This is a genomic window from Amycolatopsis sp. SID8362 (assembly GCF_010550475.1).
Classification (GTDB): domain Bacteria; phylum Actinomycetota; class Actinomycetes; order Mycobacteriales; family Pseudonocardiaceae; genus Amycolatopsis; species Amycolatopsis eburnea.
The window spans coordinates 1-23,962 of sequence record NZ_JAAGNB010001263.1 but is presented as its reverse complement, the minus strand read 5'-3'; the positions used below and the strand labels follow the sequence as shown (position 1 = coordinate 23,962).

General features: G+C 70.9%; 30 protein-coding genes and 1 pseudogene. 17 read left to right on the top strand and 14 right to left on the bottom strand.

Annotated features, from left to right (window positions below; all coding sequences use genetic code 11):
- Positions 1 to 213 precede the first annotated feature (213 nt).
- Positions 214 to 1,209 carry a LacI family DNA-binding transcriptional regulator gene (locus tag G3I65_RS38845; protein WP_160700502.1) on the bottom strand — a complete coding sequence of 332 codons (996 nt, stop codon included), beginning with the start codon at positions 1,207 to 1,209 and terminating at the stop codon, positions 214 to 216.
- 249 nt (positions 1,210 to 1,458) lie between these two features.
- Here G3I65_RS38845 and G3I65_RS38840 point away from each other — a divergent pair, with 249 nt between their 5' ends.
- The 6 genes from G3I65_RS38840 (at position 1,459) to G3I65_RS38815 (ending at position 8,328) form a co-directional block, all read left to right on the top strand.
- Complete coding sequence (locus G3I65_RS38840) at positions 1,459 to 2,760, top strand: ABC transporter substrate-binding protein (RefSeq protein WP_160700500.1); 1,302 nt, start codon at positions 1,459 to 1,461, stop codon at positions 2,758 to 2,760.
- A gap of 4 nt (positions 2,761 to 2,764) precedes the next feature.
- Positions 2,765 to 3,754 carry a carbohydrate ABC transporter permease gene (locus tag G3I65_RS38835; RefSeq protein ID WP_125316134.1) on the top strand — a complete coding sequence of 330 codons (990 nt, stop codon included), beginning with the start codon at positions 2,765 to 2,767 and terminating at the stop codon, positions 3,752 to 3,754.
- Positions 3,751 to 4,608 (top strand): carbohydrate ABC transporter permease, encoded by an 858-nt coding sequence (locus G3I65_RS38830; RefSeq protein ID WP_125316133.1) that lies wholly within the window; start codon positions 3,751 to 3,753, stop codon positions 4,606 to 4,608. The genes G3I65_RS38835 and G3I65_RS38830 overlap by 4 nt, the downstream gene beginning before the upstream one ends.
- 44 nt (positions 4,609 to 4,652) lie before the next feature.
- Positions 4,653 to 6,017 (top strand): GH1 family beta-glucosidase, encoded by a 1,365-nt coding sequence (locus G3I65_RS38825; protein WP_239071708.1) that lies wholly within the window; start codon positions 4,653 to 4,655, stop codon positions 6,015 to 6,017.
- 179 nt (positions 6,018 to 6,196) lie between these two features.
- The gene (locus G3I65_RS38820) at positions 6,197 to 7,963 is read left to right on the top strand and encodes an IlvD/Edd family dehydratase (protein WP_160700499.1); all 1,767 of its coding nucleotides are present in this window, start codon (positions 6,197 to 6,199) and stop codon (positions 7,961 to 7,963) included.
- A gap of 62 nt (positions 7,964 to 8,025) precedes the next feature.
- Entirely contained in the window at positions 8,026 to 8,328 is a 303-nt protein-coding gene (locus G3I65_RS38815) for a DUF3040 domain-containing protein (protein ID WP_160700498.1), read from the top strand.
- 15 nt (positions 8,329 to 8,343) lie between these two features.
- Here the strand turns inward: G3I65_RS38815 and G3I65_RS38810 are convergent, their stop codons facing one another.
- Both G3I65_RS38810 and G3I65_RS38805 read right to left on the bottom strand, forming a co-directional pair.
- Positions 8,344 to 9,465 (bottom strand): NADP-dependent malic enzyme, encoded by a 1,122-nt coding sequence (locus G3I65_RS38810; protein WP_160700497.1) that lies wholly within the window; start codon positions 9,463 to 9,465, stop codon positions 8,344 to 8,346.
- Between the two features lie 29 nt (positions 9,466 to 9,494).
- Positions 9,495 to 9,911, bottom strand: a complete 417-nt coding sequence (locus tag G3I65_RS38805) for a CBS domain-containing protein (protein ID WP_160700496.1) — start codon at positions 9,909 to 9,911, stop codon at positions 9,495 to 9,497.
- Positions 9,912 to 9,996: 85 nt separating this feature from the next.
- Between G3I65_RS38805 and G3I65_RS38800 the strand changes: the two genes are divergently transcribed.
- Entirely contained in the window at positions 9,997 to 10,623 is a 627-nt protein-coding gene (locus tag G3I65_RS38800) for a UdgX family uracil-DNA binding protein (RefSeq protein WP_160700495.1), read from the top strand.
- A 19-nt stretch (positions 10,624 to 10,642) separates the two neighbouring features.
- Here G3I65_RS38800 and G3I65_RS59165 read toward each other — a convergent pair.
- From G3I65_RS59165 to G3I65_RS38780, 4 genes and pseudogenes are all read right to left on the bottom strand, one after another.
- Positions 10,643 to 10,840: pseudogene (locus G3I65_RS59165) on the bottom strand (ATP-dependent DNA ligase); the annotation flags it as partial.
- Positions 10,837 to 11,583 (bottom strand): ATP-dependent DNA ligase, encoded by a 747-nt coding sequence (locus G3I65_RS38790; RefSeq protein ID WP_160700494.1) that lies wholly within the window; start codon positions 11,581 to 11,583, stop codon positions 10,837 to 10,839. The gene G3I65_RS38790 and the pseudogene G3I65_RS59165, both read right to left, overlap by 4 nt.
- The gene (locus G3I65_RS38785) at positions 11,580 to 12,497 is read right to left on the bottom strand and encodes a Ku protein (RefSeq protein ID WP_160700493.1); all 918 of its coding nucleotides are present in this window, start codon (positions 12,495 to 12,497) and stop codon (positions 11,580 to 11,582) included. Before G3I65_RS38785 ends, G3I65_RS38790 begins: the two co-directional genes overlap by 4 nt.
- A 62-nt stretch (positions 12,498 to 12,559) precedes the next feature.
- A complete protein-coding gene (locus G3I65_RS38780; RefSeq protein WP_160700492.1) occupies positions 12,560 to 12,754 on the bottom strand; it encodes a hypothetical protein in 195 nt (64 codons plus the stop codon).
- Positions 12,755 to 12,943: 189 nt separating this feature from the next.
- Between G3I65_RS38780 and G3I65_RS38775 the strand changes: the two genes are divergently transcribed.
- Complete coding sequence (locus G3I65_RS38775) at positions 12,944 to 13,141, top strand: hypothetical protein (protein ID WP_160700491.1); 198 nt, start codon at positions 12,944 to 12,946, stop codon at positions 13,139 to 13,141.
- An 8-nt stretch (positions 13,142 to 13,149) separates the two neighbouring features.
- On the opposite strand, the gene G3I65_RS38770 is transcribed toward G3I65_RS38775, so the two are convergent.
- Together G3I65_RS38770 and G3I65_RS38765 are read right to left on the bottom strand one after the other, a co-directional pair.
- Complete coding sequence (locus G3I65_RS38770; protein ID WP_160700490.1) at positions 13,150 to 13,881, bottom strand: ANTAR domain-containing response regulator; 732 nt, start codon at positions 13,879 to 13,881, stop codon at positions 13,150 to 13,152.
- Positions 13,882 to 14,024: 143 nt separating this feature from the next.
- On the bottom strand, positions 14,025 to 14,987 hold the full coding sequence (locus G3I65_RS38765) for a TIGR03557 family F420-dependent LLM class oxidoreductase (RefSeq protein WP_160700489.1): 963 nt from the start codon (positions 14,985 to 14,987) through the stop codon (positions 14,025 to 14,027).
- A 118-nt stretch (positions 14,988 to 15,105) separates the two neighbouring features.
- Between G3I65_RS38765 and G3I65_RS38760 the strand changes: the two genes are divergently transcribed.
- From G3I65_RS38760 to G3I65_RS38750, 3 genes are all read left to right on the top strand, one after another.
- Positions 15,106 to 15,435, top strand: a complete 330-nt coding sequence (locus G3I65_RS38760) for a plasmid stabilization protein (RefSeq protein ID WP_160700488.1) — start codon at positions 15,106 to 15,108, stop codon at positions 15,433 to 15,435.
- Between the two features lie 68 nt (positions 15,436 to 15,503).
- The gene (locus G3I65_RS38755; RefSeq protein ID WP_160700487.1) at positions 15,504 to 15,947 is read left to right on the top strand and encodes an anti-sigma factor; all 444 of its coding nucleotides are present in this window, start codon (positions 15,504 to 15,506) and stop codon (positions 15,945 to 15,947) included.
- A complete protein-coding gene (locus G3I65_RS38750; RefSeq protein WP_160700486.1) occupies positions 15,944 to 16,735 on the top strand; it encodes a SigB/SigF/SigG family RNA polymerase sigma factor in 792 nt (263 codons plus the stop codon). The genes G3I65_RS38755 and G3I65_RS38750 overlap by 4 nt, the downstream gene beginning before the upstream one ends.
- Positions 16,736 to 16,770: 35 nt before the next feature.
- Here G3I65_RS38750 and G3I65_RS38745 read toward each other — a convergent pair whose 3' ends face one another.
- On the bottom strand, positions 16,771 to 18,261 hold the full coding sequence (locus G3I65_RS38745; protein WP_160700485.1) for a CYTH and CHAD domain-containing protein: 1,491 nt from the start codon (positions 18,259 to 18,261) through the stop codon (positions 16,771 to 16,773).
- Positions 18,262 to 18,384: 123 nt separating this feature from the next.
- Here G3I65_RS38745 and G3I65_RS38740 point away from each other — a divergent pair, with 123 nt between their 5' ends.
- Entirely contained in the window at positions 18,385 to 18,927 is a 543-nt protein-coding gene (locus G3I65_RS38740) for a hemerythrin domain-containing protein (protein WP_160700484.1), read from the top strand.
- Positions 18,928 to 18,964: 37 nt separating this feature from the next.
- Positions 18,965 to 19,771 (top strand): GAF and ANTAR domain-containing protein, encoded by an 807-nt coding sequence (locus tag G3I65_RS38735; protein ID WP_160700483.1) that lies wholly within the window; start codon positions 18,965 to 18,967, stop codon positions 19,769 to 19,771.
- A 4-nt stretch (positions 19,772 to 19,775) separates the two neighbouring features.
- On the opposite strand, the gene G3I65_RS38730 is transcribed toward G3I65_RS38735, so the two are convergent.
- The 3 genes from G3I65_RS38730 to G3I65_RS38720 form a co-directional block, all read right to left on the bottom strand.
- Positions 19,776 to 20,237, bottom strand: a complete 462-nt coding sequence (locus tag G3I65_RS38730) for a hypothetical protein (protein WP_160700482.1) — start codon at positions 20,235 to 20,237, stop codon at positions 19,776 to 19,778.
- 69 nt (positions 20,238 to 20,306) lie between these two features.
- Positions 20,307 to 21,146: an aldo/keto reductase gene (locus G3I65_RS38725; protein WP_160700481.1), complete on the bottom strand. Its 840-nt coding sequence runs from the start codon at positions 21,144 to 21,146 to the stop codon at positions 20,307 to 20,309.
- A gap of 85 nt (positions 21,147 to 21,231) precedes the next feature.
- Entirely contained in the window at positions 21,232 to 21,693 is a 462-nt protein-coding gene (locus G3I65_RS38720; protein ID WP_160700480.1) for an SRPBCC family protein, read from the bottom strand.
- Between the two features lie 117 nt (positions 21,694 to 21,810).
- Here G3I65_RS38720 and G3I65_RS38715 point away from each other — a divergent pair, with 117 nt between their 5' ends.
- The 3 genes from G3I65_RS38715 to G3I65_RS38705 are packed head-to-tail and all read left to right on the top strand — an operon-like array spanning position 21,811 to position 22,792.
- Positions 21,811 to 22,224: a phage holin family protein gene (locus G3I65_RS38715; protein WP_160700479.1), complete on the top strand. Its 414-nt coding sequence runs from the start codon at positions 21,811 to 21,813 to the stop codon at positions 22,222 to 22,224.
- Positions 22,221 to 22,532, top strand: a complete 312-nt coding sequence (locus tag G3I65_RS38710) for a DUF3618 domain-containing protein (protein WP_160700478.1) — start codon at positions 22,221 to 22,223, stop codon at positions 22,530 to 22,532. Before G3I65_RS38715 ends, G3I65_RS38710 begins: the two co-directional genes overlap by 4 nt.
- On the top strand, positions 22,529 to 22,792 hold the full coding sequence (locus tag G3I65_RS38705) for a DUF4235 domain-containing protein (protein WP_125316109.1): 264 nt from the start codon (positions 22,529 to 22,531) through the stop codon (positions 22,790 to 22,792). Before G3I65_RS38710 ends, G3I65_RS38705 begins: the two co-directional genes overlap by 4 nt.
- A 51-nt stretch (positions 22,793 to 22,843) precedes the next feature.
- On the opposite strand, the gene G3I65_RS38700 is transcribed toward G3I65_RS38705, so the two are convergent.
- Positions 22,844 to 23,212 carry an STAS domain-containing protein gene (locus G3I65_RS38700; protein WP_160700477.1) on the bottom strand — a complete coding sequence of 123 codons (369 nt, stop codon included), beginning with the start codon at positions 23,210 to 23,212 and terminating at the stop codon, positions 22,844 to 22,846.
- Between the two features lie 168 nt (positions 23,213 to 23,380).
- Between G3I65_RS38700 and G3I65_RS38695 the strand changes: the two genes are divergently transcribed.
- Positions 23,381 to 23,962 (top strand): NAD(P)/FAD-dependent oxidoreductase (locus G3I65_RS38695; protein WP_160700476.1); only part of this gene is annotated, 582 nt, incomplete at its 3' end.

Genomic DNA, 23,962 nt, shown 5'->3' with positions numbered 1-23,962 from the left:
TGACCGGCACCCCGGCCAACCCACCGAAACCCACCCGTCCCGGTCCCGGACGTCCCACCGGCTCCGCCCGGCCGCCCCGGACCCGCTATCCGACCTATCGCAAGAACAGCCGACGAGGCAAGAAGACCACCAAGAGTTAAAACTCAAGGACTCATTCATGTCGCCAGACGACATGAATGAGTCATTCACTACACCTCAGCCGCGGCCGGGAACTCAGCTCGAGGCGCGCACCGCCAGCGAAACCGGCAGGATCTGCTGGCGCGGCTTCAAGCTCTGGTCGTCGAGCAGCTGCAACAACGTCTCCACCATCGCGTGCACCTGCTCGCGCGGGTCCTGGTGCACCGACGTCAGCGGCGGGTCCATCGCCGGAGCGAGGGTCGCGTTGTCGTCGAAGCTGACCACCGCGACGTCGGCCGGGATGCGGTGGCCCGCCGCGTCCAAGGTGCGCAGCGCGCCCACCGCCATCATGTCGCTCGCCACGAACACCGCGTCGAGGTCCGGGTGGCGGGCCAGCAAGGCGGACATCGCGTTCGCGCCGCCGGAGAGCGTGAAGTCGGCCTCTTCGACCAGGTCAGAGGGGTCGAGGCCGGCGTCGAGGAGCGTTTTGCGCCAGCCCGCGAGGCGGTCGATCGAGGCGCTCTGGTCCTGCGGGCCGGCGATCGTCCCGATCCGCCGACGGCCGGACGCGACCAGGTGCTGCACCGCCAGGCGCGCGCCGCCTTCGTTGTCGAAGTCGACGACGTGGACGCCGCGGCGGATGCCGGCGGCCTGGCCGCCGAAGACCACCGGGATGCGCAGCAGGCGCAGGGCCTTCGGGAGCGGGTCCGCGCGGTGCGGCGCGAACACCAGCGCGCCGTCGACGTGGCCGCCCTCCAGGAACCGGACGGTTTTGCCCAGGTCCTCGCGCGTGTCGCTGAAGATGAGCACCATCTGGCGGCCGACGTCGGCGAGCTCGCGGTAGCCGGCGCGCATGACCGACGTCCGGTACGGGTCGTCGAGCAGCCGGGACTCCGGCTCCGACAGCACCACGGCGATCGCGCCGGTGCGGCGGGTGACCAGCGAGCGGGCGGCCTGGTTCGGGGAATAGCCCAGGTCACGAGCCGCGGCTTGGACCTTCTCGCGCGCCGCCGCGCTGACGTACGCGTCGTCGTTCAGCGCGCGCGACGCCGTCGACCGCGACACGCCGGCGAACGCCGCGACGTCCTCCAGCGTCGGCCGCTCTTCATCCCCTGCTCGAGGCCCCACACCAACCGCCCTCGCTCCCACGACCACCCTGACTTCGACAGCTTAACCGCCAAGCGGAACGAAGTCCGGGAGCGCTCCTCGCAGGAAACACTCCGGTTACGACCCCTTGACACCGGTGGAGGCCCCCACCAGACTCTGCGACACCTGGGAGCGCTCCCAGATCGGCTCCCAGCAGTGAGAGCGCTCATTCCCGTCAACAAGGTGGTTGGACACGTGAGAACGATCCGGAACGGCCTGGTCCTCGCACTGGGCATCACGATGACGGCGCTCGGCGCCACGGCTTGTGGTGGCGGCGGTGACGAAACGCCCCCCGCCGCCGGTCCGAACGAGCACGTCGACCTGACGCTGGCGACGTTCACCGAGTTCGGCTACGAGGCCCTCATCCCGGAGTACGAGCGGCTGCACCCGAACATCAAGATCACTCACCGCAAGACCGGCCAGGGCGGCCCCTACCACGAGGAACTCGTCACCAAGCTGGCCGCTGGGTCCGGCCTCGCCGACGTGACGGCGCTCGAAGAGGGCCACCTCTCGGACTTCCTCGACAAGGGTTCGAAGTTCAACGACCTGAGCAAGATCGGCCCGGCCGACGCGTCCCCGGACCGCTGGCTGCCCTGGAAGTACGACGCCGCCAAGACCAAGGACGGCAAGGTCATCGGCTACGGCACCGACATCGGCCCGCTCGCCATGTGCTACCGCAAGGACATGTTCAAGGCCGCCGGCCTGCCGGACGACCCCGAAGCGGTCAAGCCGCTGTTCGCCACCTGGGACAGCTACTTCGCCGCCGGCGCGGACTTCGTGAAGAAGAGCAACGGCAAGGCCTGGTTCGACTCGGCCGCGCAGAACTTCAACGCCATGGTCAACCAGCTCCCCGAGGGCTACATCAACAAGGACGACAAGCTGGCCCTCGAGACCAACCAGGGCATCAAGGACGCTTGGACCAAGGTCACCGACGCGGTCGCCAAGGGCGAGTCGGCCAAGCTCACCGCGTTCAGCAACGAGTGGAACACCGGCTTCAAGCAGGGCGCGTTCGCCACGAAGGTGTGCCCGGCCTGGATGCTCGGCGTGATCAAGGAGCAGGCGGGCCCGGAGAACGCCGGCAAGTGGGCGGTCACCGCGGCGTTCCCCGGTGGCGGCGGCAACTGGGGCGGTTCGTACCTGACCGTGCCGACGCAGTCGAAGCACCCGAAGGAGGCCGCCGAGCTCGCGGCCTGGCTGACCGCGCCGGAGCAGCAGATCAAGGCGTTCCAGGCCAAGGGCACCTTCCCGAGCCAGGTCAAGGCGCTGACCGACCCCGCGCTGCTGAGCAAGACCGACGACTACTTCGGCGGCACGAAGGTCGGCGAGCTGTTCGCCGAGCAGGCCAAGAAGGTCCAGAAGCCGCAGTACAAGGGCCCGGGCGACGGTCAGATCCAGGAGAACGCGTCGAGCCCGGCCCTGCAGGCGGTCGAGCAGGGCAAGTCGGCCGCGGACGGCTGGAACCAGATGGTCGACGCCGCGAAGAAGATCACGCGCTGAGCCGATGACCGTCCTCGACAAGGTCGCGCCGGAAGGGAGTAAGGCCGGGGAGCGCACGTCTCCCCGGCCCACCTTCCGTCACCGGTTGAGCCGGTGGGACGTCAAGGTCTCGCCGTACCTCTACATCGCGCCGTTCTTCATCCTCTTCGGGATCGTCGGGCTGTTCCCGCTGCTCTACACCGCGTACGTCTCGCTGTTCAAGTGGGAAGCCGGGAGCGACGATCCCGATTTCATCGGCCTCGACAACTTCAAGGAGCTCTTCGCCGACGCGCAGTTCTGGAACGCGCTGACGAACACGATCAGCATCTTCCTGCTCTCCAGCGTCCCGCAGCTCATCATCGCGGTGCTGCTGGCGGCCCTGCTCGGCGCCCGGCTGCGCGGTGCCACCGGCTGGCGGGTGGGCATCCTGCTGCCGTACGCGGCCAGCCTCGTCGCCATCGGCATCATCTTCGCCAACCTGTTCGGCCCCAAGTACGGGCTGATCAACGGCGTGCTGCAGACCATCGGGCTGGACCCGGTCGACTGGCAGGCCAACCGCTTCGGCAGCCACGTCGCGATCGCGATCATGGTCAACTGGCGCTGGACCGGGTACAACGCCCTGATCGTGCTGGCGGCCATGCAGGCCATTCCGAAGGAACTGCACGAAGCGGCGCTGATCGACGGCGCCGGCACGTGGCGCCGGTTCTGGAACGTCACCCTGCCGCTGCTCCGGCCGACGCTGATCTTCGTCACCATCACCTCGACGATCGGCGGCCTGCAGATCTTCACCGAGCCGAAGCTGTTCGACGCCATGCCCGGGTCGAACAACGGCGGTTCCACCAACCAGTTCCAGACCGTGACGCTGTACCTCTACCAGACGGCGTTCCAGAACGCCGATCTCGGCTACGCCTCGGCGATCGCCTGGGTGCTGTTCCTGATCATCGTGCTGATCGCGCTGGGGAACTACTTCCTCACCGGCCGGCTCGCCCGTCCCCAGGCGGTGAAGAAGAAATGACGACACTCCAGAGTGGACTGCGGCGGAAGGTCGCCACGCTCGGCAAGCCACGCAAGGCGACCTACGTCGTGCTGGCGATCTTCGTGCTCGGTTCGCTGTTCCCGTTCTACTGGTCGTTCCTGGTGGCCAGCCGCGACAACGGGATGCTCACCGAGCGCATCCCGCCGTTCGTGCCCGGCGGCAACTTCTTCGCCAACGCCGCGCGGGTGTTCGACACCGTGCCGTTCTGGAAAGCACTGGCCAACAGCGTCATCGTGTCCGGCACGGTGACGCTGACGACGGTGCTGTTCTCGTCGCTGGCCGGGTTCGCCTTCGCGAAATTGCGGTTCCGCGGGCGCAACAAGCTGTTCGTGTTCATCGTCGTCACGCTCGCCGTGCCCACCCAGCTGGGCATCATCCCGCTGTTCATCGCGATGTCCGAGCTGGGCTGGACCGGGAGCCTGACGGCGGTGATCGTGCCCAACCTGGTCACCGCGTTCGGCGTCTTCTGGATGCGGCAGTACACAGTGGACGCGCTGCCGTACGAGCTGATCGAGGCCGCGCGCGTCGACGGCTGCAGCATGATCCGGATCTTCTGGAACGTCTGCCTGCCCGCGGTCCGGCCGGCCGCGGCGATCCTGGCGATGTTCACGTTCATGATGTCGTGGAACGACTTCCTGTGGCCGCTGGTGGTCCTGGACGCGGGCAACCCGACCGTCCAGGTCGCGCTGGAGAAGCTGCAGAGCGGCTACTACGTCGACTATTCGCTGGTGCTGGCCGGCACGACCCTGGCCACCATCCCGATCCTCATCGTCTTCCTCCTCCTCGGCCGCCAGATCGTGGCCGGAATCATGCAAGGTGCCGTGAAAGGGTGAACATGTCCGTACATCCCGACAGCGTTCGGGCGGAGACAGCGCTGATGTTCCCGCCCGGATTCGTCTGGGGCGCCGCCACCGCGGCGTTCCAGGTGGAAGGGGCCACCACGGCCGACGGTCGAACCGACTCGGTCTGGGACGTCTTCGCGCGCCGTCCGGGTGCGGTCGTGGGCGGCGACACCGGCGACCCGGCGGCCGACCACTACCGCCGCTACGCCGAGGACGTGGCGCTCATGCGGCGCCTCGGGCTCGGTGCCTACCGGTTCTCGCTGGCCTGGCCGCGGGTGCGGCCGGACGGCGGCGAGCCGAACGCCGCCGGGCTCGCGTTCTACGACCGGCTGGTCGACTGCCTGCTGGAGGCGGGTGTCCAGCCGTGGGCGACGCTCTACCACTGGGACCTGCCGCAGGCGCTCGAGGAGAAGGGCGGCTGGACCTCGCGCGACACCGCGTACCGGTTCGCCGAGTACGCGGAGTCGGTGGTGGAACGCCTCGGCGACCGCGTCGCCAGCTGGTCGACGCTGAACGAGCCGTGGTGCGCGGCGATGCTGGGCTACGCGGGCGGCATCCACGCGCCCGGCCGCACCGACCACCCGGCCGCCGTCGCCGCCACCCACCACCTGCTGCTGGGGCACGGGCTGGCGATGGACGTCATCCGCCGCCACGCGCCGGGCGTCCCGGCCGGCATCACGCTGAACCTGTACCCGGTGGCCGCCCACGACCCGGCGAACGTCGCCGACGTCGCGGCGGCCCGGCGCATCGACGGCCTGCAGAACCGGCTGTTCCTGGACCCGGTGCTGCGCGGCGGCTACCCGGACGACCTGGTCGCCGACCTGGCGCCGTTCGGCCTCGGCGACGTCGTGCGGGACGAGGACGCCGCGGTGATCGCCGCACACGTCGACTGGCTGGGCGTGAACTACTACCGCGACTACCGCGTCGCGGGCCGCCCGGTGGAGGGCAGCGAACCGGCGGGCCCGGAGTGGGTCGGCGCCGGCGACGTCCACTTCGTCCCGGACCCGGCCGCCCCGCGCACGGACTCGGGCTGGGAGGTCCAGCCGGCCGGCCTGACGGAGTCTCTGCTGCAGGTGCACCGCGGCTACCGGAGCGTCCCGCTGTACATCACGGAGAACGGCGCGGCCTACCCCGACGTGATCGGCGACGGCGGTGACATCGTCGACACCGACCGGGTCGCCTTCCTGGACTCCCACCTCCGGGCAGCGCACGACGCCCTGGCGGCGGGCGTGGACCTGCGCGGGTACTTCTACTGGTCGCTGCTCGACAACTTCGAGTGGGCCGAGGGCTACGCGAAGCGGTTCGGCCTGGTCCACGTGGACTACGAAACGCAGGTCCGGACCCTGAAGCGCAGCGCACAGTGGTACTCCCGGGTGATCGGGCTGAACGGCCTGGGCTGACACCCGACGAGGACCCAGACCCCCCGCACCCCGATCCGAAGCCAGAACACGGCCGGCAGCACCGGGTCAAGGCACGCTTTCCCGCCTTGACGCGGTGTTGCCGGCCGTAGTCACAATGACAGCTTCGGGGTGCCGGAGAGCACTTTCACTTTGCGAACCGCATTGACAGACTGACCAGTATGGGACTGCGCAGCGAAGCTTGGTTCAACAACCCCGCCGACCCGGGAATGACCGCCCTCTACCTAGAGCGCTACATGAACTGGGGCCTGACCCGCGAAGAGCTGCAATCCGGCAAGCCGATCATCGGCATCGCCCAGACCGGCTCGGACCTGTCCCCCTGCAACCGCCACCACCTCCAGCTCGCCGACCGCACCCGCGAAGGCATCCGGGAAGCAGGCGGGATCGCCATCGAATTCCCGGTCCACCCGATCCAGGAGACCGGCAAGCGCCCCACCGCCGCCCTGGACCGCAACCTCGCCTACCTCGGGCTGGTCGAGACGCTCTACGGCTACCCCATCGACGGCGTCGTCCTCACCACCGGCTGCGACAAGACCACCCCCGCCTGCCTGATGGCCGCCGCGACCGTCGACCTCCCCGCGATCGTGCTGTCCGGCGGCCCCATGCTCAACGGCTGGCACAACGGCGAGCGCACCGGCTCCGGCACCATCATCTGGAAGGCCCGCGAACTGCTCGCCGCCGGGGAGATCGACGACGCCGGGTTCATGGAGCTGGTCGCGTCGTCCGCGCCGTCGCCCGGGCACTGCAACACCATGGGCACCGCCTCGACGATGAACGCGCTCGCCGAAGCGCTCGGGATGAGCCTGCCCGGCTGCGCGGCCATCCCGGCGCCGCACCGCGACCGGGCGCGGATGGCCTACCGCACCGGGCTGCGGATCGTCGAGATGGTGCGCGAGGACCTCAAGCCGTCCGACATCCTCACGCGTGCGGCGTTCGAGAACGCCATCGTGGTGAACTCGGCGATCGGGGGCTCGACCAACGCGCCCATCCACATCGGCGCGATCGCCCGGCACGTCGGCGTCGACCTGCCGCTCGAGGACTGGCAGCGGCTCGGCCACGCCGTCCCGCTGCTGGTCGACCTGCAGCCCGCGGGCAAGTACCTCGGCGAGGAGTTCCACCGCGCCGGCGGTGTCCCGGCCGTCGTGCAGGAGCTGATGCGGCACGGGCTCGTCCACGAAGACGTCCGCACGGTCAACGGCCGCACGCTCGGCGAGAACTGCCGCGACGCCGAAGCGGGCGACCGGGACGTCATCCGGACCTTCGACACCGCGCTGACCGCCGACGCGGGGTTCCTCGTCCTCAAGGGCAACCTCTTCGACGCGGCGATCATGAAGTCCAGCGTCATCTCGCCGGAGTTCCGGCGCCGCTACCTGGCCGGCGGGGTCTACGAGGGCACCGCGGTCGTGTTCGACGGGCCGGAGGACTACCACGCCCGGATCGACGACCCGGGCCTCGGCGTCGACGAGCACTCGCTGCTGGTCATGCGCGGCACCGGCCCGCTCGGCTACCCGGGCTCCGCGGAGGTCGTGAACATGCGGCCGCCGGCGGAGCTGATCAAACGCGGGGTGCACGAGCTGCCGTGCCTCGGCGACGGCCGCCAGTCGGGCACGTCCGGCTCGCCGTCGATCCTCAACGCCTCCCCCGAGGCCGCGGCGGGCGGTGGGCTCGCCGTGCTGCGGACCGGCGACCGGGTGCGGATCGACCTGGCCGCGGGCACCGCCGACGTCCTGATCCCCGACGAGGAACTCGCGCTGCGCCACAAGGAGCTCGCCGAAGCGGGCGGCTACCCGGTGCCGGAAGCGCAGACGCCGTGGCAGGAGATCCAGCGGTCGATGGTCGACCAGCTCTGCGACGGCATGGTGCTGCGCCCGGCGGTGGCCTACCAGCGGATCGCCGAGACGAAGGGCGTTCCCCGCGACAACCACTGACTTTCCCGCATTGAACGGGTCCCGAGCGGGTATCACTCCGGTAGCCGACGCGAGGAGGAGCCATGCTTCCGGAGCGAGAACGCCACGCGCTGCGCGAAATCGAAGCGGAGCTGCAAGCGAACGACCCCGCGTTCGCCGCCGCCTTCAGCGGCCGCAAGCTCCGGCGACTCAGGCGCTGGAACCTGCTGCTGGTGCTCTGCGACGTCACGGCCGTCGTGATGCTGCTCGTCGGCCTCTTCGCCCGGGACGCCGAGCTGGTGCTCTGGGGCACGGTGAGCGCCGGAGCGCTGGTGGCGTGGCACATCGCCCGCGCCGAAACGGCCCGCGAGACCACCGGAGACGGCGCCGCCCCGGCCGCGCGCTGATCCCTCCTCTGTGGACTAGGCGTCGGCCTTCGCCGCGCCCGCGATCGCCTCGGCCATGGCGGGCACCAGTGCTTCGTCGAACACGCTCGGCACGATCCGCTCCGGCGCCAGGTCGTCCCCGACGACGTCGGCCAGCGCGTGCGCCGCGGCGAGCAGCATGTGCTCGGTCACCCGCGGTGCGCCCGAGTCGAGCAGGCCGCGGAACATCCCGGGGAACGCCAGCACGTTGTTGATCTGGTTGGGGAAGTCGCTGCGGCCGGTCGCGACGATCTCGGCGTACCGCCCGGCCGCCTCGGGATCGACCTCCGGCTCCGGGTTGGCCAGCGCGAAGACGATCGGCCGCGCCGCCATGGTCTCGACGTCCTCCGGCGCGAGGAGCCCGCCGGCGCTGACGCCGATGAAGACGTCCGCGCCGCGCAGGGCGTCCTTCAGCGAACCGGGACTGCCCCCGGTGTTCTCCGCCAGCCAGCCCTTCTCCCCCACCAGGTCCCGGTCTTCGTGCAGGACGCCTTCGCGGTCGCAGACGGCGATGCCGTCGGGCCGGTAGCCGGCGCGCAGCAGCAGCCGGGTGATCGCGCTGCCCGCCGCGCCGGCGCCGGCGATGACGACCGACGTGCCCTCGGGGTGGCGGCCGGTCAGCTTCAGCGCGTTGTGCAGCGCGCCGAGCACGACGACCGCGGTGCCGTGCTGGTCGTCGTGGAAAACGGGGATGTCGAGCTCGTCGTGCAGCCGCCGTTCGACGGTGAAGCAGCGCGGGGCGGCGATGTCTTCGAGGTTGATCGCGCCGAACGACGTCGCGAGGTCGGTCACCGTGCGGACGAGGTCGTCGGGTTCGCGGCTGACCGGGCAGATCGGCCAGGCGTCGACGTCGGCGAACCGCTTGAGCAGGGCCGCCTTGCCCTCCATCACCGGCAGGGCGGCGGCCGGGCCGCGGTCGCCGAGCCCGAGCAGCGCCGAGCCGTCGGAGACGATGGCGACCGAGTTGGCCTTGACCGTCTCCCGGCCGAGCGCGGACGGATCGTCGGCGACCCGCTTCGCCTGCTCCGCGACGCCCGGCGTGTAGTGCTCGGCCAGGTCCTCGGGGGTGTCCAGGGCGACGCGGGTCGCCACCTCCACTTTTCCTCGGCTGCGCGTCATACCGGCGGGGTACCCGCACCGCGCCGCGCTCAGTCGTAGGAGAGGGCCTCGACGAGCTCGCCGGCGGTCGGGTTCGCCAGTGCCCTGGCCACGTCGGCCTGCGCGACGATGCCGACCAGGTCGTGCCCGTCGATCACCGGCAGCCGACGCACGCGGTGCTCGGACATCGTGCGCAGGATTTCCGCCGCGTCGTCGTCGGCGCCGATCGTGACGGCCTCGCCCTGGGCCAGCTCGCCGACGTGCAGCGCGCGCGTGTCCTTGCCCTCGGCCAGTACCTTCACGACGATGTCACGGTCGGTGATCATGCCCTGCAGCCGGTTGTCCTCACCGCAGATCGGCAGGGCGCCGACGCCCAGCCGGGCCATGGTGACCGCGGCGTCCTGCACGGTGTCCGACGCGCGGGCACAGGTGGCGTCCGCCGTCATGATGTCGCGTGCGGTGGTCATCGTTGAGCTCCCTTCATCCGGTTGTCCTCCGGCTACCCGGCGTCGCGGGGTTTACTCGGCGGCCGTCCGGGGAATTTCCGGCCACATGCCGGATTCCCGCGGTGCGGAGCCGCCGGACACCACCGACCTGGCTCGCTTGCGGTCGGCGGCGTCCGGCTGTCACGGGTGCACGCTGTACCAGGACGCCACGCAGACCGTCTTCGGCGAAGGCTCGGCCGGGGCGAAGGTCCTCGTCGTCGGCGAGCAGCCGGGCGACAAGGAGGACGTCGCGGGCGAGCCTTTCGTCGGCCCGGCGGGCAGGCTCCTGGACCGCGCGTTCGAGGAGGCGGGTCTCGACCGGGGGTCGCTGTACGTGACCAACGCGGTCAAGCACTTCAAGTTCAGGCGCGAGGGCAAGCGCCGCATCCACCAGAAGCCGGGCCGCACCGAGGTGGTCGCGTGCCGCCCGTGGCTGCTGGCGGAACTGCGCGCGGTGCGCCCGGAACTGGTGCTCCTGCTGGGCGCGACGGCGGCGCAGTCGTTGCTGGGCCCGAAGTTCCGGCTCACCGAGCACCGCGGTGAGCCCGTCGAGCCACCGGCGGAGCTGAGCGAGCTGGTGCCGTCCGCGGTGGCGACGGTGCACCCGTCGGCGGTGCTGCGGGCGCCGGACCGCGACGAGGCGTACGCGGCCTTCGTGGCGGATTTGAAGGCGGCGGGCAAGCTACTCGGCTGAGGAGAGCGACGCGGATCGAGTCCGGGAAGTGCTCGCCCGGGTGCTTCTGGAACCAGCCCTGCTTCGCGATGCCGTCCGGGAAGCGCCGCAACGTCAGCGGACGGCCGCGTAGGTGCGGCACCATGGCGTCCGCGACGTCCCGGTAGTACCCGACGACGTCACCCTTGGTCAGCCCGTCGCCGGGGTAGAACACCTTGTCCTCGTGGGAAATCTTCATGCCCGCTCCCGTACGACGTCCACGGCCTTCTTGTCCTCGCGCAGCCCGGCGAACCGCGGGTGCCGCAGCCGGCCGTCGCGCGTCCATTCGGAAAAGCCGATCTGCGCCACCAGCTCCGGCCGGACCCAGTGCGCACCGCGCTCCCCCACCGGGCCGTCGAACGGCGAGTCCGGCGTCTCCAGGTCCCGCAGCCGCGCGTGCAACGACGCCAGCAGCCGCTCGTCGAAGCCGGTGCCGACCTTGCCCGCGTACTTCAGCCCGCCGTCTTCGTGGTAGCCGAGCAGGAGCGCGCCGAAGCCGTGCCGGGCACCCTGGGGGTCGGTGAAGCCGCCGATGACGAGTTCCTGCCCCTGCGCGCACTTGAACTTCAGCCAGTCAGGTGACCGCTTGGCGATGACGCATTCCCAGCCGCGTCGGCAGGTTTCCTCGGAGAACTTCTCGCCATCGGCATTGCGGTGCGACGACAGCCGCAACGGCTCGTCGAAGTCGAACACGTCCCGCAGCAGCGCCTTCCACTGCACGGTCGAGTCGTGGTCGTCGAACGCCGCGATCTCACCGTCGGCGACGAAGCGCGCGCTGCCCCGGTCAGCGAGGGCCTCGACGATCTCGGGGGACGCGTTGTCCATCACCTTCCGGTTGCGGGAGTACAGCGCCGGCTCGCGCTCGAAGATCCAGTCCTCGGCGGAGAACGGGCGGTCGGTGAGCGTGGCCAGGGTGGGCTCGCGCCAGCCGGGTCCGGTCACGATGCCTTCAGCGCCTTCTCCAGCTCGGCGCGCGACATCTTCGACCGGCCCTTGACGCCCTGCTCGCGCGCGAGCTTCTCCAGGTCCGCTTTGGACAGTTCGGTGAGGTCCTTCTTCGCGGGCTTCTTGGTGCCGCCCTTGCGGTTCTTCACGCTGCGCGACAGCGCCTCGAAGAGGTCGACGACGTCGGCCGAGGGCTCCGGCTCCTCCTCGTGCGTGATCTCCTTGCCCGCCTTCTTGGCCTTGATCAGCTCTTCGACGCGCTCGGAGTACTCGTCGCGGTAGTCCTCGGGCCGCCACGGCGCCGTCATCTCGTCGACCAGCGCGAGCGCCATGTCGAGTTCCTTCGGCCGCGGTTTCGGCAGCTCGGGCAGCTTGCCCATGACGTCCTTCGGCTTCCGCAGGTCCGCGACGAAGTGCAGGGTGTTGAGCACCATGACGCCTTCGCCGGCGCGGACCGCCGCGAGGTATTCCTTGCCGCGCAGCACGAACTTCGCGACGCCGGCCTTTTCGCTGCGGTCCATCGCCCGCAGGAGCAGGCCGTACGCCTTGGCGAAGTCCTCCTTCGCCGGCTTGAGCCAGTACGTCTTGTCGAAGAACCACGGGTCGATGTCGTCGAGCTCGACGAACTGCTCGATGTCGATCCGGCGGGACCGCTCGGGCGCGATCTCGTCCAGCTCGTCCGGCTCGACGAGCACGTGGTCGCCGCCGCCGAGGTCGTAGCCCTTGACGATCTCGTCCTGGCCGACCTCGTCGCCGGTCCGCTCGTTGACCCGGCGGTTGCGGATCCGGTCCGACGTGCCGCGTTCGAACTGGTGGAAGTGGATCGTGTGGTCCGTCACCGCGGGGTACAGCTCCACGGGCACGGTGACCAGCCCCAGGCTCAACGCCCCGCTCCACACCGGTCTCGCCATGTCGACCTCCTCACCGGCAGCGGTACCCGTGGGGCGGCGGCCCGAAACTCAGTGTGACGGGCTCAGGCCACTTCGCTGGCGCGCCCACCGCGGTGCAGGCCGAGCATCTCCAGCAGCTGCGCGCAGTCCTCGGGGTCCTTCGCCTGGGCCGCAACGGCCAGCGCCGCCTTGTGGCGGGTGCGCTCCTGCTCCGGGGAGTCACCGCCCTCCAGCAGCAGGTCCGCCACCGGTCGCAGGTCGTTCCGCTTGTCTCGCATCTCCGCTCCCCTCCGGGCATCCGCCTGTGCGTCTTCACCGGCCGGTTACCCCGGATCACTCCCTGAAACACAGGAGGCACCGGACGGGGGACGGGAGACAGCCGACGTTGCGCCGAACGAGTGAATTCGCCCGGCCCGCGTCCCGAAGACGGCAGAGTAGATGAGACCTACGTCACACCAGGAGGCCGGATGGGCACCCAGATCCGCATCAGCCGCGAAGACGGCTCACTCCCCTGCGAGGTCTGCGGCTTCCTGACGATGCACGTGGCGCAGGTCGTCGCGGACGACGGGACGGTGCTCGGCCGCACCCTGGTGTGCACGACCTGCCAGCTCGGCCGGAGCCGCCAGGAACCGGACTCCCCGCCGGACGAGGTCCCGACGGGCTGAGCGGGCGGTCAGCCCGTCGTCGTCACCACCGCCGCCACGAACTCCGCCGCCACTTCGTGCAGCTTGCGGTTCCCCGCCTGCGACCGCTTCACGAGCCGCTGGAACGCTTCCTCCGCCGTGATCCGGTGCGCCGCCATCAGGATCCCCTTGGCCTGGTCGATCACGGCGCGCGTCTCCAGCGCCCGGTTGAGCTGGTCGACCAGCTCGCGGGCCGCGAAGTACCGCCGCGCGCTGCGCAGGCCGAACACCACCGTCGCCGTGTACAGCTCCAGGATCTTCGTGCCCAGCTCGCTGAAACCGTGTTCGCCGAACCCGAAGAGGTTGACCGCGCCGGACATGTCCTCGTCCACCGTCAGCGGGGCGGCCAGGAAACTGGCCACGCCCAGCTGCTCGGCCGACGTCACGAACTGCGGCCACAGGTCCCCCACCGCGCCGACGCCGACCCGGACCGGCTGGCCGGTCTCCGCGGCGCGCAGGCACGGGCCGTCGCCGATGCGGTACTGCTCGCGGTCGAAGTTGACCGCTCGCTGGTCGGTGCTGGCGACCGTCTCCGGGACGCCGTCGCGCACGAGGGTGATGCTGGCCATGTCGGCTCCCGGCACCACGTGCACCACGTGGTCGCACACCGCCTGCAGCATCTGGCCGAGGTCGAGCTCGGTGTCCAGCATCGCGGTCAGCGACTCCATCGCGACCGTGACCTCGTCCAGCCGTGCGGTGAGCTGCTCGTGCCCGCCCGTCATCCTGGTGACGCCCCTCATCCGTTGCTCAGGGCGCTCAAGACCAGGGAGGACCCGGGCGCGCGCCACTAGTGGGCCGCTAGCGCTTTAACGGGTCCAGCGCGAGGTTACTGCATCGCGATCAGCGCGGGCACGAGCGGTTCCGGCTAGCCCCGCAGCGCCGGGAGCAGTTCCTTCTCGGCGAAGTCGAGGAAGCCCTCCTGCTGGTCGCCGCCGATCTGGACGAGCGCGACGTCGGTGAAGCCCGCCCGCTCGAACTCGCGGACGCCTTCGACGATCGGCTCGACGTCCGGGCCGCAGGCGATCGAGCCCGCGACGTCCTCCTCGCGGACGAACTGCGTCGCGCCGGCGAACCCGGCCGGGCCCGGCAGCTCGGCGTTGACCTTCCAGCCGCCGGCGAACCAGCGGAACTGCTCGTGCGCGCGCTTCACCGCGGCGTCGCGGTCCGGGCCCCACGAGACCGGCAGCTGCGCGATCTTGCGGGCCGGCGGCCCGAGCCGGGTCGCGTCCCACTCCTGGGCCAGCTCCGCCTTCGGCTCGACGGCGATCATCGCGTCGGCGACCGGGGCGAACCGCCGCACCGACTGCGAGCCGGACACCGCGACGGCGACCGGCGTCCGCTGCTCCGGCAGGTCCCACAGCTTCGCGGAGTCGACGCGGAAGTGCTTGCCCTCGTAGTCGAAGTGGCCGCCGTCGAACAGGCCGCCGATGATCTGCACGGCCTCGGCCAGCATGTCGTGGCGGACGTTGGCCGGCGGCCAGCCGCGGCCCACGACGTGCTCGTTGAGGTTCTCGCCCGCGCCGAGCCCGAGGGTGAACCGGCCGGCCGAGAGCGCCTGCACGGTCGCCGCCTTCTGGGCCACCACGGCCGGGTGGTACCGCATGATCGGGCAGGTCACGTAGGTCATCAGCTCGACGCGCTCGGTGCTCTGGGTGACCGCGCCCAGCACGCTCCAGGCGTAGGGCGCGTGCCCTTGCTCCTCGAGCCACGGCGAGTAGTGGTCGCTCATGACCTCGAAGTCGAAGCCGGCCGCCTCCGCACCGGCGGCGAACCGGACCAGGTCGTTCGGCCCGGTCTGCTCGGTCATCAGGGTGTAGCCGATCCGCATCGGCGCCTCCTCTCGTCAGCCCGTCGCGTACCCGGCCGCTGCGGTGGGTAACCACCCGGGGACGACGTTTACCGGGTGATCAACCGGGTACCCGTCTCGCGGGAAGAAGGGAGCAGCCATGCCTCAGTCGTGGAGCGGCAAACGGGAACGCCAGTACGAGCACATCAAGGACTCGGCCGAGGACCGGGGCGCGAGCACCGGGCGGGCCAAGGAGATCGCCGCGCGGACGGTGAACAAGAACCGCGCGCAGTCGGGTGAGTCCCGGCAGGCGAGCCGGACGTCGGTCAAGGACAAGAGCCCGCAGCAGCGCGGCGGTGAGCGGTCGGGCAACCGCAAGGGCCCCGGCGGGCCGACGAAGGACCAGCTCTACAACGAAGCCAAGAAGAAGAACATCGACGGCCGTTCGAAGATGACGAAGAAGGAACTCGAACGGGCGCTGGGCCGGTGACGCCGGTCCCCCTGAACAAGCCCGACCCCCCAGTGTCAGCGTTCCCCCAGATGGGTAGTACCTCCGACATGGAAGAAACAAGTGGCTCGCTCGGCGGCAAACCCACCGTCGACGAGATGCTCGACGAGCTCGTCGAGCTGCGGCTCCCCGCGATGGCGGAGCAGATCCCCCTGGTCCGGATGCTCACGCACGGCGTCGTCTCGCGCGCGGACTTCGGGCTGGACGCCATCGCGGACGCGAAGATGGCCGTCGACGAGGCCTGCGCGCAGCTCGTCCAGCTCGCCGAGCTGGGGTCGCAGCTGCACTGCCGCTTCCGGCTCGCCGTCGACGGCCTGCACGTCGTCGTCTCCACCCGCTCGACCGAGCCCCGCCCGCCGAGCGACCGCACGTTCGGCTGGCACGTCCTCACCACACTGAGCCGGTCGGTGACCGCGCACTGCGACGTCCTTCCCGGTGGAGGCGCGGGCATCGTCACGATCGAGCTGGTGCTCAACCCGGGAACGAGCGCGTGAGCGGCGAGCGCAAAACCGTCCTCCACCGCCCGGACGAGTACGCCCACTGCGAACCGCTGTTCGAGGAGCTGGGCGAGCTCGACGCCGACGACCCGCGGCGGGAAGCCGTCCGGAGCAAGCTGGTGACCGAGCTGCTGCCGCTCGCCGAGCACATCGCGACGCGGTTCTCCGGCCGCGGCGAGCCCCGGGAAGACCTGGTCCAGGTGGCGCGGATCGGCCTGATCAACGCCGTCGACCGGTTCGATCCCAGCCGGGGCCACGACTTCCTGTCCTTCGCCGTGCCGACGATCATGGGCGAGGTGCGGCGGCACTTCCGCGACACCGGCTGGTCCGTCCGCGTCCCCCGCCGGCTCAAGGAACTGCACCTGTCGCTGAGCCAGGGCTCGGCGACGCTTTCCCAGCGCCTGGGCCGCGCACCGACGCCGACGGAGCTGGCCGAGCACCTGAGCCTGGACGTCGACGAAGTCCGCGAAGGCCTGATGGCGGGCAACGCCTACCAGGCGCTCTCGGTGGACAAGCCCGTGCACGACGACGCCGAGGCGCTGTCGCTGGCGGACACCATGGGGGAACCGGACCACGAGATGGCCATGGTGGAGAACCACGAGGCCCTCCAGCCGCTGCTGCAGGAACTGCCCAAGCGCGAGCGCGCGATCCTGGTGATGCGGTTCTTCGGCGGACTGACGCAGACCCAGATCGCCGACCGCGTCGGCATCTCCCAGATGCACGTTTCCCGGCTGCTGTCACAGACGCTCGAGCAGCTGCGCGGCAAGCTCACCGGAGACGGCTAGCCCGCGGCCGGCCCGGTCCGGGCCGGCCGCGGCGCTCACCCCAGCCGCCGCCACTGCTTCGCGAACCGCTTCCGCAGCCGCTCCGCCCGCTCGGCGTCCCGGGCGTGCAGCATCCCGAAGGTGAAGGTGTTCTGCCCCTCGCCGTGCCCGGCGAGGGCGAGGTGGCGCAGGACTTCCCGGCCGACCACGGTGTCCTGGTGCGCGCCGAGCGTCTGCTGGACGGCCTTGACGTTCCGCCGCCACTTCCGCACCTTCTTGCCGGACACCGGCTTCACGGTGTCGGCGGCGTACCGGGCCCGCTTCGCCTTCTTCCGGACGTCGTGCAGCGCGTGCTCCAGCTCTTCGCCCGCCAGCCCGTGGGTCGCCGCCTCGGCGCGCCTCAGCTTCTTCGCCGCCTTGCGCAGCGGCTTGCGCAACCCGGCCTTCGCCCGCTTGCCCGCCTTCTTTCCCGACGGCGGGTCCGCGACCACGGCGTCGAGTTCCCGCAGGAGCGCGAGGTAGCGCTTGCCGGTCAGCGCCTCCATCGCCCGGGTGCGCGCCTCTTCCGCTTCGCGGGCGAAGTGGCGGGTGAGGAACTGGCGCAGCGGCCCGAACACCAGCTCCGGCGGCAGCTCGTCGAGCTGCTCGCGCAGCCGCTCTTCGGCGACTTCGACGTCCCTCGCCGGAGCGAGCTGCTGCCCGAGCCACTGCAGTTCGGCAGCCAGGCCGGCGGTCTTCTCCTTGCCGAGCACCGGCCCGAACGTGCGAAGCGTGCTCCGCAGCTTCCGGGCCGCGACGCGCATCTGGTGCACGGAGTCCTCGACGTCCAGCCGTACGCCGACGTCCGCCCGGCGCAACCGGGCCGCGTGCTCGCGCAGCGACGCCACCACGACGTCCCCCGCCGACGGCTTCTTGCCGGCCCGCGGCGGCGCCGGGACGCGGTCGCCGATCAAGCGGCGGAGCTTCGACGACCACGGCGAGGCCGACGCGCCGGCTTCGGCCAGCGCGCGGTCGAATTCCTCGAGCGACTCCGGTTCGGTGTCCGGGTCGAGTTCCAGCTCCAGCTCGCGCCACTCGTCGAGCCGCGCGGCATCGCCGCCCGCTTCGCCGGTCACGTGGTCGTCGGTGAGGGTCGCGATCGTGCGGCCGTCGGCGGCCGCGAGCCGGTGGGCGAACCGGTCGGTGCGCAGGTGCGCGATCGGCACCAGCTTCTCCCCCAGCGTGTACGCGCGCACCAGGCGCCGGAACCGGCCCGGCACCTTGTGGACGTCCCCGCCCAGCGGGAGCTGGAGCTCCTGGCGCTCGTCGGCCGAGACCGGCAGCTTGAGGTGCCAGCCCGCGTCGTGCCCGCCGACGCGCCGGCGCAGCGTGATGCCGGCCGCCGCGAGCCGGAAGGTCCCGGTGTCGTAGTACGACGCGTCGAGGATCTGCTCGACGGGATCGTCCTGCGCCGCGACGCCCGCCACGCCGATCAGCCGGGGCACCCCGCTGCCCGCCGGGACTTCGTACTTGCGTTCGCGCTCGATCACCGACGTCGGCGCTGCCATAGTCGTCCTCCCTGGGCCCGGTTCTCCTGGTGGCATACCCGGCACGCCGCCCGCCGACACGGGATTCGGCGCTCGAGCAGCGGGTATCCGCCCCGGAAACCCGAGCCCGGACCAGGAGCGTGCATGAACGGCAGCCAGCCCGCAACCGACCTGACGATCGTCCTCGCCGGTGACCACCGGGACCTCGACCGGCTCTGCACCGAGCTCGAACTCGGCCAGGGCAGCCCCGAGAACCGCAAGGACCTCTCGGATCACCTGATCGCGGAGCTGGTCCGGCACGCCGTCGCCGAAGAACCCTTCCTCGACGGCGAAGGCGACCTCGCCGAAGCCGACCGGCTGATGCGGCAGCTGGAGGGCGCGGGACCGCAGGAGACGCGGTTCGAGCGGCTGCTGGGCGGGCTCATCCGCGCGGTGCGGCGGCACGTCCGCGACGAAGGGCCCGCGGCCGTGACCGAGGTCCGCCGCCGCTGTTCCCCCGAACGGCGGGCCGAACTGGGCCGTGCGGTCCTAGAAACCCGGGAGGCCGCCGCGACGCTGCCCCACCCGGACCTGGCCGACCGGGTGCTGCCGGCCGAGCGGCTGTGGCCGGGGCCGGGGTTCGTCGACCGCGCCAGGAACGCGCTGGTCCGGCCGGGGCACGGCGAGAACGCACCGGCATCGGGTTGAATGGGGTCCGTCACGACCACGGACACAGTGAGGACCGATGAGCGTCAGCGAAGGGGAATGGGCCCGGGACCGGGCCTGGTTCGGACAGGACGGCGCACCGGCGCCGGGCCCGCTGGCGGGGCAGTTCGCCGACCTCACGCGGACGCTGCTGGACGTGACGCCGACGGTCGGCGGCGTGCTCAAGCTCGTCGTCGGCGCCGCGGTCGCGATCATCCCGGACGCCGATCTGGTCAGCGTCACCCTGCGCGGGCCCGACGGCCGGTTCCACACGCCGGTCGAGACCGACGCCGTCGCGCTGGAGCTCGACCGGCTGCAGTACGAACACGGCGAAGGCCCGTGCGTGGAATCGGCCCGCCCGGACGGCCCGGCCGTCGGCTGGTCGCAGGACGTCGGCCACGACCCGCGCTGGCCGTCGTTCGGCCCGGGAGCCGCCCGCCACGGTTACCACTCGGTGCTGGCGACGGCCCTGCTCCCGGACGCCCGCCCGCCGCGCCTGTCGGGGGCGCTCAACATCTATTCGCGCACGCCGGGGGCGTTCGACAGCCACGCCATCGACGCCGCGCTCCTGCTGGCCACGCACGCCTCGCTGGCGCTCGCCCACACCGAGGCGCTCGTTTCGGCCGAGCTGGAGTCCGAGCACCTGCGCCGCGCCATCGACAGCCGGGACGTGATCGGCCAGGCGAAGGGCATCCTGATGCAGCGCCGCGGCATCACCGCCGACGAAGCCTTCGACGTGCTGCGGCGGACGTCCCAGGACCTCAACGTCAAGCTCGCCGACCTCGCGCGGACCCTCGCCACCCGGCACACCGAGATCGACGTCCCGGTCGCCGGGCGCGAGGGCTGAGGGGCTACTGGGCCGAGTACGGGGACCGGTTCTCCAGCGACGGGCTGACGTCCGGGTACCGGCCTTCCTGGCCCGGCACCGGCGTCACGGTCGGGGTCTGCGGCTCCACGCGCTGACGGCTGCCGCGCTGGACGACGGCTTCGACTTCCTGCTCGCCGCGGATGCGGGCCAGCACGCCGAGGGTGATCGCGTGGGCGAGCGCGAGGATCAGCAGCAGGACGCCGAGGCGGCCGACGACGCCCGGCAGGTCGCTGTCGCCCATGTCGATGGTCGAGATCAGCGCCAGCACGCCCAGCGTCGCCAGGTGGAACAGGACCGTGACCAGGCGGGTCATCGAGGCGCCCGCCGCGGGATCGCCGTAGGAGTTCTCCAGGTACCGCCGTCCGCTGCGGTAGATGATCTGCCCGTCGATCAGGACCAGCGCGATGCCGATCGCGAGGAACGACAGGTACGCGTTCGTGGTCATGCCGGACGCTCCTTCCAGGGGGACCTTGCCGGAGGAATACCCTCCGCGTCGCGCACGGAAACGCCGCGGTCACCCCTCGAAGGCGTCCGGGTCCGGCCCGGTGCGGCGGCCGGCGTCGAGCTTGCCGATCGCCGTCATGTCCTCGTCGTCGAGTTCGAAGCCGAACACGTCGATGTTCTGCCGGATCCGGTCCGGGGACGAAGACTTGGGGAACACGATGTTCCCGAGCTGGAGGTGCCAGCGCAGCACGACCTGCGCCGCCGTCTTCCCGTGCTTGGCCGCCAGGTCGGCGAGCACCGGGTCGTCGAGCACGCCGGCCCGCGCGAGCGGGCTCCACGCCTCGGTCGCGATGCCGTGCTCCCGGTGGTAGGCGCGCAAGTCGTTCTGCTGCAACGCGGGGTGCAGCTCGATCTGGTTGACCGCGGGGACCGTCTCGCACTCGCCGGCGAGCCGGTCGAGGTGCGCCGGCTGGAAGTTCGACACTCCGATCGCGCGTGCCTTGCCCGCGCGCAGGATCTCCTCGAAGCCCTGCCACGTGCGGACGTAGTTCTCCTTGTGCGGCAACGGCCAGTGGATCAGGTACAGGTCGACGTGGTCGAGGCCGAGCCGGCGCAGGCTGCCTTCGAGCGCGGTGATCGCGTTGTCGTGGCCGTGCGCGTCGTTCGCCAGTTTCGTCGTGACGAACACGTCTTCCCGCTTCAGGCCCGATTCGGCGATCCCGGCGCCGACACCCTCTTCGTTCCGGTACAGCTGCGCGGTGTCGATGTGGCGGTAGCCGGCCTCGAGGGCCGTCCGCACCGCCCGCGCGGTTTCGGCGGGCGGGATCTGGAAGACGCCGAACCCGAACTGCGGGATCCGCACGCCGTTGTTCAGTTCGACGGTGGGAACGTCGGCGGTGGTGGTCGTCATGTGTGCGGCCTACCCGTGGCCCGCGGACGCGAAACACGGCGGGGCGGTCGTCCACCGCCCCGCCGTGCCCCCGCACTCGATCGGGTTATGTGCCCGGGCGGTCCACGTCACCGCGCCAGCCACCGGTCTCCCTGCCGTGCTGCTCGATGAACTCCTTGAACCGCTTCATGTCGCCCTTCACCCGGCGGTCGAGCACGCCCAGCTTGTCGGCGACGTTCTCGGCGAAGCCCTCCGGATCGATCTCCATCTGCGCGGTGACGCGCGTGTGGCGGTCGTCGAGCCGGTGGAAGGTGATGACCCCGGCGTGGTCCGGGCCGGAATCGGACGTCCACGCGACCCGTTCGTCGGGGTGCTGCTCGGTGATCGTCGCGTCGAATTCACGCGTCACGCCACCGAACTTCGTCACCCAATGGGTGTGCGTGGCGTCGACCTGCTTGATCTGCTCGACGCCTTCCATGAACCGCGGGAATTCCTCGAACTGCGTCCACTGGTTGTAGGCGGTGGAAACGGGGACCTCCACGTCCACGATTTCGGTGATCGTGCTCATGCACTCCTCCTGGTCGGTGGTGGAATTCCCCGGCTACCCCGTGGTGCGGCGGCCAAACGCGCCGTGATTGACCCGGCGCGCGCCGGGTACCCCGCGGCCAGGTGAAGGAGGTGTTCCGTGATCGAAGAAGTGAACGAGAAACCGGCGGCGGACCGGTCGATCGGCGAACTGGTGACGGACCTGACCGACGAGGTCAAGCGGCTGGTCCGGGACGAGATGCGGCTCGCGGTCTTCGAACTGCAGCGCAAGGGGAAGAAGATGGGCTTCGGCGCCGGCTTGTTCGGCGCGGCGGGCCTGTTCGCGCTGTTGGGCGCCGGCACCCTGGTCGCGGCCGCCGTGCTGGCGCTGGCGCTGGTCGTACCCGGCTGGCTCGCGGCGGTGATCGTCGCGGTCGCGCTGTTCCTGATCGCCGGGATCGCGGCGCTGGCCGGGAAGAAGGAAGTGACCCAGGGCGTACCACCGGTCCCCGAGGAAGCGATCACCGGCGTCCGCGAAGACGTGGACACCGTGAAGCAGGGGGTGCGGGCATGAGCGACGGCGGCTTCCCGAAGAACGCCGAGGAGGCGCGGCTCGACCGGGACACCACCCGGGAAGAGCTGACCGAAACCCTGGAAGCGCTCGGGCAGAAGCTCGACGTGAAGACCCGGGTCAAGGAGAACGTCGACGAAAAGCTCGACGCGGCCACCGCCAAGGTCGCCGACGTCACGAACGAGCCGACCGCGGTCAGGTTCCGCCAGGGGGCCGACGCCGTCCGGGCCAACCCGATCCCGGTCTTCGCCGGCGTGCTGGGCCTGCTGATCGTGATCCGCCTGATCCTGCGACGGAGGAACGCCTCGTGAACAAGGTGCTGTACAAACCGCTCAGCTGGACGGTGGGCGCCCTCGGCGGTGTCCTGGCCGGCCAGGTCTTCAAGCAGGTTTGGAAACGGGTCGCAGGCGAAGAAGACGCGCCCGACGCCACCGACCGCGACTACACCTGGCAGCAGGTGATCATCGCGGCGGCGGTGCAGGGCGCGATCTTCGCCGCCGTCAAGGCGGCCACGGAACGGGCCGGTGCGGTCGGCTACCGCAAGGCGACCGGCGACTGGCCGGACGACTGACCGCACCCGGTCAGTCCACAGTGGACGACGGGCGGCGTGGCCGCCGGGCGGTCACGCCGTCCCGCCGGGTTCGGTGGTGAGACCGGCCAGTGCCGCTCCCACGCGCGGGTGAACGTTCAGCACCAGGTCGGCGCCGGTCGCCTCCAGTGAGCGCGTCACCGCGTGGCCGCTCACGACGAGGGCGAGGCCGGTGCGGTCGTTCGCCTCCAGCAGCGACCGCACCCCGGCGCAGCTGAGGAAGGCCACGCGGGTCAGGTCGGCGACGATCCGGTCACCCGTGGCCAGTGCTTCGTCGAGCGTGCCGACGGTGGCGGCGTCGATATCGCCCACCAGGGTGATGACGCGGATTCCGCCCGGACGCTCGGTCGTCGTGGCGGTCAACCCGGCGGGTTCGTAAACTGTTCGGAAAATGTCGTGCATGGCGCTCCCTTTCCCAGCGTGCAGGGGCGCTGACCGGAGCACGTGTCTGAACAACAGCCAACACCATTGACCGTACGCCCCTGCGCCGAGAGGTCAACCCCGCCGGTTTCCCGGCATCGGCCTCGGGTAACCGGCGAACGACGACTTCCGGGCGAGGAAAGGGGAACCATGCGTGTCGTGATCGTCGGCGGTGGTTTCGCCGGCCACAACACGGCGAAGAGCCTTCGGAAAGCAGCGGGCGAAGACGTCGAAATCGTCGTGCTGAACCCGACGGACTACTTCCTGTACCTGCCGCTGCTGCCGGAGGTGGCGGCCGGGATCCTCGACCCGCGCCGGGTGGCGGTGTCGATCCCCGAAACCCTGCGCGGGGTGCGCCTGGTGCTGGGGACCGCCACCGGCGTCGACTTCGACGGCCGCACGGTCGCCTACACCGATCCGGAGGACCGCGAGCACCGGCTCCGCTACGACCGGCTGGTGCTGGCCGCGGGCAGCGTCAACAAGCTGTTGCCGATCCCCGGCGTCCCCGAGTACGCGCACGGCTTCCGCGGCGTGCCGGAGGCGCTGTACCTGCGGGACCACATCACGCGGCAGATCGAGCTGGCCGCCGCGGCGGACGACCCGGCCGAACGCGCCGCGCGCTGCACGTTCGTGGTGGTCGGCGCGGGGTACACCGGCACCGAGGTGGCCGCGCAGGGCCCCGCGTTCACCGCCGCGCTCGCCGCGCGTCACCCCGAGCTCGCCGGGCAGCCG

Coding starts and splice junctions, on each gene's coding strand:
- G3I65_RS38735 (WP_160700483.1), top strand. CDS start 18,965: ATGAGCGTCAGCGAAGGGGAATGGGCCCGGGACCGGGCCTGGTTCGGA.
- G3I65_RS38700 (WP_160700477.1), bottom strand. CDS start 23,212: ATGCACGACATTTTCCGAACAGTTTACGAACCCGCCGGGTTGACCGCC.
- G3I65_RS38800 (WP_160700495.1), top strand. CDS start 9,997: ATGCCGGATTCCCGCGGTGCGGAGCCGCCGGACACCACCGACCTGGCT.
- G3I65_RS38810 (WP_160700497.1), bottom strand. CDS start 9,465: ATGACGCGCAGCCGAGGAAAAGTGGAGGTGGCGACCCGCGTCGCCCTG.
- G3I65_RS38730 (WP_160700482.1), bottom strand. CDS start 20,237: ATGACCACGAACGCGTACCTGTCGTTCCTCGCGATCGGCATCGCGCTG.
- G3I65_RS38710 (WP_160700478.1), top strand. CDS start 22,221: ATGAGCGACGGCGGCTTCCCGAAGAACGCCGAGGAGGCGCGGCTCGAC.
- G3I65_RS38720 (WP_160700480.1), bottom strand. CDS start 21,693: ATGAGCACGATCACCGAAATCGTGGACGTGGAGGTCCCCGTTTCCACC.
- G3I65_RS38775 (WP_160700491.1), top strand. CDS start 12,944: ATGGGCACCCAGATCCGCATCAGCCGCGAAGACGGCTCACTCCCCTGC.
- G3I65_RS38755 (WP_160700487.1), top strand. CDS start 15,504: ATGGAAGAAACAAGTGGCTCGCTCGGCGGCAAACCCACCGTCGACGAG.
- G3I65_RS38785 (WP_160700493.1), bottom strand. CDS start 12,497: ATGGCGAGACCGGTGTGGAGCGGGGCGTTGAGCCTGGGGCTGGTCACC.
- G3I65_RS38760 (WP_160700488.1), top strand. CDS start 15,106: ATGCCTCAGTCGTGGAGCGGCAAACGGGAACGCCAGTACGAGCACATC.
- G3I65_RS38745 (WP_160700485.1), bottom strand. CDS start 18,261: ATGGCAGCGCCGACGTCGGTGATCGAGCGCGAACGCAAGTACGAAGTC.
- G3I65_RS38825 (WP_239071708.1), top strand. CDS start 4,653: ATGTTCCCGCCCGGATTCGTCTGGGGCGCCGCCACCGCGGCGTTCCAG.
- G3I65_RS38830 (WP_125316133.1), top strand. CDS start 3,751: ATGACGACACTCCAGAGTGGACTGCGGCGGAAGGTCGCCACGCTCGGC.
- G3I65_RS38725 (WP_160700481.1), bottom strand. CDS start 21,146: ATGACGACCACCACCGCCGACGTTCCCACCGTCGAACTGAACAACGGC.
- G3I65_RS38770 (WP_160700490.1), bottom strand. CDS start 13,881: ATGACGGGCGGGCACGAGCAGCTCACCGCACGGCTGGACGAGGTCACG.
- G3I65_RS38815 (WP_160700498.1), top strand. CDS start 8,026: ATGCTTCCGGAGCGAGAACGCCACGCGCTGCGCGAAATCGAAGCGGAG.
- G3I65_RS38805 (WP_160700496.1), bottom strand. CDS start 9,911: ATGACCACCGCACGCGACATCATGACGGCGGACGCCACCTGTGCCCGC.
- G3I65_RS38820 (WP_160700499.1), top strand. CDS start 6,197: ATGGGACTGCGCAGCGAAGCTTGGTTCAACAACCCCGCCGACCCGGGA.
- G3I65_RS38765 (WP_160700489.1), bottom strand. CDS start 14,987: ATGCGGATCGGCTACACCCTGATGACCGAGCAGACCGGGCCGAACGAC.
- G3I65_RS38740 (WP_160700484.1), top strand. CDS start 18,385: ATGAACGGCAGCCAGCCCGCAACCGACCTGACGATCGTCCTCGCCGGT.
- G3I65_RS38835 (WP_125316134.1), top strand. CDS start 2,765: ATGACCGTCCTCGACAAGGTCGCGCCGGAAGGGAGTAAGGCCGGGGAG.
- G3I65_RS38780 (WP_160700492.1), bottom strand. CDS start 12,754: ATGCGAGACAAGCGGAACGACCTGCGACCGGTGGCGGACCTGCTGCTG.